Genomic DNA, 5,490 nt, shown 5'->3' with positions numbered 1-5,490 from the left:
TCTTAGTGAGCGTTTGATTCTGGCATTGGTCGGTTGGTCCCGAATTTCAGGAGCCAGATCGAGCGCTCAACGAAGCGATTCGCCGGAAACGCGACTTCTGCGGCAATCAGCAGAGCAGTAATACGCCGGATTCCTTACAAGAGCTCCTGCCTCATTTAGAGGCCTACCGGTTCGCACCGAGTTAAAAACTCGCGCCCCAGTGCACCCGGCACCCCCGCACACGCCCTGCTCAGGCCGGCAGCCGCCGCGTACGCAGACAGCATGCAGTCCTCACGGCCCTATCCCAGCGACCTGTCCGACGCCCGCTGGGAACTCATCCGCCCCACCCTCGAAGCATGGCGCCAGGCCCGCAACGGCATCCGCAAACCCACCCACGACCTGCGCGCCCTGATGAACGCCATCCTCTACGTCGACCGCACCGGCATACCCTGGCGCTACCTACCCCACGACTTCCCACCCCACCAGACCGTCTACGGCTACTTCGCCCGCTGGGAAGCCGACGGCATCTTCGACCAGCTCACCGGCCTGCTACGCGGCAAAGTCCGCCAGGCCGAAGGCCACACCAGCGAGCCCAGCGCCTGCCTGATCGACAGCCAGAGCATCAAAACCTCCGCCACCGTCCCTCTGACCAGCCAAGGCATCGACCCGGCCAAGAAGATCATCGGACGCAAACGGCACATCGTCACCGACACCCTCGGCCTTCTCCTGGCCGTCACCGTCACCGCCGCCAGCGTCCACGACTCCGCCGCCGGCACCCACCTCCTCGCCGACATCGCCGCACACCACCCCACCATCACCAAAGCCTGGGCCGACAACGGCTACAAGACCAAAGCCGTCGAACACGCCGCCCACCACGGCATCGACCTCGAGATCGTCCAACGCGACCCCACCACCCGCGGCTTCCACGTCCAACCCCGCCGCTGGGTCATCGAACGCACCCTCGGCTGGCTCATGCACCACCGCCGCCTGGCCCGCGACTACGAAACCCACCCCCACCGATCGGCAGCCATGATCCAACTCGCCGCCATCAACCTCATGACCCGCCGCCTCACCCACGAATCCACCCACAACTGGCGTGAGAGCTAAGCCAAATGAAACAGACAACCGAAAATCAAACGCTCACTTAGCCAAGAAGTAAAGGTCATGGATCCCTCCCCCTCGGTTGCGTGAGGATCTTCAACGTCTCAGAAGCGAAGCCGGGAGTAATCGGCATCGCGGGGATGCTCCATGGCGGCACCAACCGTAAGAACACAGATCCACGAAGGCACAGCAGCACAGGAAGCTACACCGCAGGGCAAGGCACCGGCCGAGGAAGGTGCCCTAGCGGGAGGACGTGACATGCAGACGTTCCACCTTCAGGAATCCGACGTCTCCGCCATCGACGAACTGGTCGACGTGCTGGCCCGGCGTTACGAAAGCGTCGAGGACATGGAGTTCCAGGCCGAGAGCAGACTGCACGCGGACGAACTTCCGCGCCGACTGCGGAAGGCCTTGCACGACCACCGCACCCAGGAACGTTCCGGCATCCTGCTTGTCAGCGGGCTCTCTGTGGACGACGGGGCACTGGGTCCTACGCCCGCCGAACGCCGACACGGTACGACGCCCTCGCCCTCGCTGCGTGAGGACATCGCGTTCTACTTGATCGCCAACCTGCTCGGCGAGCCCATTGGCTGGGCCACCCAGCAGGAGGGCTCCCTCATGCACAGCGTCTATCCGGTGGAGGGCTTCCAGCGGGAACAGATCGGCTGGGGCAGCGAGGAGACCCTCACCTGGCACACCGAGGACGCCTTCCATCCGCTGCGCACCGACTACCTGGGCCTCATGTGTCTGCGCAACCCAGACGGGGTGGAGACAACCACATGCGACATAGCCCAGGTCGAGCTGGATGACAAAGTACGCCGACTCCTCTCCGAGGAGCGCTTCCACATCCTGCCGGACGACGCCCACCGGATCTGCGGCGGGGCCGGCGCCGAAGCCGATCCACGGATAGCCGAACTCCGACGCCGCAGCAAGGAGCGCGTCGAACTGGCTCTGGAGTCGCCGGAACCGGTAGCTGTCCTTTTCGGCGACCCGGACGCCCCGTACATCAGGATCGATCCGCACTACATGCAGGGGGTCCAGGGCGAGGAAGAGGAGCGGGCCCTGGCAAGCATGACGTCCGCCATCGACGAGGCGATGTCCGGAGTCGTCCTCACCCCAGGCGACATCGTACTGATCGACAACTATCGTGTCGTGCACGGTCGCAAGCCCTTCCAGCCCCGCCTCGACGGCACGGACCGCTGGATCCGGCGACTCAACATCGCGCGAGACCTGCGCAAGTCACGCGAAGCCCGGCTGGCCCCCGGTAGCCGCGTCATCTACTGACGGAACCGCAGCGACGGCGCGTCGAACCAGCTGGACCACCGCCGTTCCGAACAGCACTGCGGCGGCACCGGCCGGACTCACCCTTGGCACCTCGTTCTGCAACCAGGTGGCAGAACCCCTCACCCCGCTGTACAGCCAGGGCGTGAGCTTTCCACCCCTGTGCCGTGAACTTTCTCCAGCCACCGAGAGCCAGACATCCCAGAGAGGCAGACCTGTGCCCGGAACGCCCCAAAGCAACATCCCCGAACCCCACGAGGACTACTCCCCGGACAACCTCACGCAACTCGAATTCCTAGCTCTGAACAGTGAGTTCAATTTGACAGATGGTCATGCCCGGCAACCGCTCACCGAAAGCCAGGCCAAGATCGTCAATGATTTCCCAATGCTTTTCGAAGAGGGCGAGAAACGCCCGGTCGAGGAGATCGAACAGGAGGCGCACGCGGCATTCTTCGGTGCGCTCGGCCAGCATGGATACCCCTCCGCACCCGGGCGCGTCCTGAGCTGCTACTCGTCGTCAGTGGCCATGGAGATCGTCTCCCGTGCACTGGCCTCCGTGACCGACACCGTGGCCCTGGTACACCCCACTTTCGACAATATCGCCGATCTGCTGCGCGGCAATGGCCTGAAGCTGGTGCCTGTGGAGGAGGACCCGCTGCACGGTCAGGACCTGGACACCGCCCTGCTGGCCTCCGTGGGCTGCGTCTTCGTGACCACCCCCAACAACCCGACCGGCACTGCCCTGTTTCGCGAGCGCCTGAGCCGTCTGGCGGAGCAATGCGCGAAGCACGGGGTGGTACTCGCCCTAGACACCTCCTTCCGAGGTTTCGACCTACGCGCCCAGTACGACCACTATGAAGTTCTCAACGCAAGCGGAGCGCGCTGGGTCGTCATCGAGGACACCGGAAAACTGTGGCCGACCCTCGATTTGAAGGTCGGCATGCTGGTCCACTCGGAGAATCTCGGTCTACCGGTCGAGAAGATCTACTCAGACATCCTGCTGGGTGTCTCCCCGCTGATCCTCGCGATGGTGCGACGCTTCGCCGAAGACGCGGCCGACGGCGGGCTCACCGACCTGCACAAGTTCATCGCCACACAACGTTCGTTCGTACGAAACGGCTTGGCGGGCCTCCCCGGTGTAAGCGTGCCCGACCCCGACAGCCGGGCCAGCGTGGAGCGCGTCTACATCGAGCACCTCACCGGAACGCAAGTCTGGGAGGCACTGCGCGAGCACCACATATACGCCCTGCCCTGCCGCCCCTTCTACTGGGCTGATCACGAACGCGGCGACCGTACGCTCCGGATCGCCCTCGCCAGAGCGACCGACCCTCTGACCAGGTCGGTGCGCGCGCTGCGCGATGTGCTGACTCCTCTCTGATGCCGGCCATTGAAGATCCGGCCCTCCCGCACGGCCCCGTGGACTCCCTCTCGCACATGCGGCATTGGCATCCCGGGGTCGTGCAGGAGGTCGCCCCGACGGGGGTGCTGGACCTTGGCCCCGGATACATCGAACCGGGCTTGCTGCCCGTACAATGGGAATCATCTGAATCCGCTTCGGACAGCGCACCCCTTGCGCGTCTGGTCGCCTCGGAGGTGAGCGATGTCGAATTTTCGCCAGTGTGGTCAGGATCCGGCCAACTTCACATCCATGACACTTTGAGTGAAGATTTTTACTCCTTGACCCCGTTGGATGTAGGCAGAGGATACGTCTTCACATATGGAGAGACTCTGCGCAAGGGAAATTTACTTGATTAACGCAATTCGTTAGATCTGCCATAAGTAACGGGGGATACAGTGTTGAGGATTCACTTCACAGTCACAGGCATAGCGAACACAAAGATGGCAGCCACCCTGGGGCCACTAGCAGAGAGCGCCCTAGCGCTTTACCTTTACGGACACAATGGCGACGCCTTTTTTCATAAATGGCGCCACTCCGTGCGCGCAGCCCTAGGAGGCGAAGCACACCGCATCGCTACCCTTTCCCGGAAGTTCCGCACGGTTTCCGAAGTTGCGTTGCATTTCCCCGAAGCCTTCGCACCCGGTGCACCCACGACCGGATCCGAACCCTTCGGAAATAATCGGGAGCAGTCCCGGGTACTCCTCGATCTGTGCGAGATATCCGTGTTGCCACAATGGGACGACATCCGTCGTCAGCTCGACGGTGCTCGCGACAACTGGGGCCGGGTAGCCATCGCACACGGCGTCGATCGCCTATTGGGGTCCATGCACCCCAAGGTGCGCTGGCACTCGCCGGTTCTGGAGCTGCGGGACCACCCCACGCAAGACGTCCACCTGCGCGGCAGCGGGCTGCTCCTGGTCCCCTCGTACTTCCTCTCCGGCCAGACCTGTCTGTTCCTGGAAGCCAGGCAGCCACAAGCCATGCACGCCATTGCTTTCCCGGTCACTTCTTCCAGAGGCGACACCGGCAATGGCGAGGACCGCAACGTCGAAGCCCTGGGCGCTCTGGTGGGGCACACGCGCGCCGCCGCTCTGGCGGAACTGGCAGAAGGCTGTTTCACCAGCGAACTCGCCGACCGGCTCGGTATATCGCTGGCCGGCGCCAGCAAACACACCGCCATACTGTGCAGGTCGGGTCTGATCACTACAGCGCGCAACCGCAACACGGCACTCCATGCCCTCACTCCGCTGGGCGCGGCCCTGCTCCACAGCAGCGGGTTCCTTCCGGAAAATCCGGCCACCAGAGGAACCCGACCAAGCCACCCTCCCAGTGGCGGGAGGCGACTCAGCCGGATTCCGTGTGATCCGACTACGCATGAGCACACGCCCGGCTCAGCGGAGACAGTCGGCTGTTCGATGGCTGTCACCAGATCGACTGAACACTAAAGATGAGGAGCGCCTTGATGAGTTCGAATCCCTTTGACGACCCCGACGGAAAATATCTGGTACTTATCAACGAAGAGGGTCAGCACTCCCTCTGGCCGGAATTCGCCGAGGTCCCCCAGGGCTGGTCCGTTGCCCTCCCTGCGGCCGACCGGCCCTCTGCGGTCGCGTACGTCAACACCCACTGGACCGACATGAGACCGCGCAGCCTGGCGCGGGCAATGGGAGAGGCATAGCAGCCGGGCGGCGTTCGAGTAGGCGGGGTTGCCCCGGCTCCCCTTCCTAAGG

The 5,490-nt window shown here is 63.7% G+C and carries 5 protein-coding genes; all 5 read left to right on the top strand.

Annotation, left to right across the window (positions count from 1 at the left end; all coding sequences use genetic code 11):
- Positions 1 to 261 precede the first annotated feature (261 nt).
- Positions 262 to 1,086: an IS5 family transposase gene (locus tag AC5P09_RS51135; RefSeq protein WP_493880501.1), complete on the top strand. Its 825-nt coding sequence runs from the start codon at positions 262 to 264 to the stop codon at positions 1,084 to 1,086.
- Between the two features lie 252 nt (positions 1,087 to 1,338).
- Positions 1,339 to 2,364, top strand: coding sequence for a guanitoxin biosynthesis L-enduracididine beta-hydroxylase GntD (gntD, locus tag AC5P09_RS51130; RefSeq protein WP_493880500.1), 1,026 nt, complete (start codon positions 1,339 to 1,341; stop codon positions 2,362 to 2,364).
- Positions 2,365 to 2,578: 214 nt separating this feature from the next.
- Positions 2,579 to 3,739, top strand: coding sequence for an enduracididine biosynthesis enzyme MppP (gene mppP / locus AC5P09_RS51125; RefSeq protein WP_493880499.1), 1,161 nt, complete (start codon positions 2,579 to 2,581; stop codon positions 3,737 to 3,739).
- 461 nt (positions 3,740 to 4,200) lie between these two features.
- Positions 4,201 to 5,205, top strand: coding sequence for an ArsR family transcriptional regulator (locus tag AC5P09_RS51120; RefSeq protein WP_493880498.1), 1,005 nt, complete (start codon positions 4,201 to 4,203; stop codon positions 5,203 to 5,205).
- Between the two features lie 17 nt (positions 5,206 to 5,222).
- The gene (locus AC5P09_RS51115; protein ID WP_249954425.1) at positions 5,223 to 5,438 is read left to right on the top strand and encodes an MbtH family protein; all 216 of its coding nucleotides are present in this window, start codon (positions 5,223 to 5,225) and stop codon (positions 5,436 to 5,438) included.
- Positions 5,439 to 5,490: the final 52 nt, after the last annotated feature.

Source organism: Streptomyces sp. a15, assembly GCF_059026085.1.
This window is presented reverse-complemented; position numbering and strand designations above follow the sequence as displayed.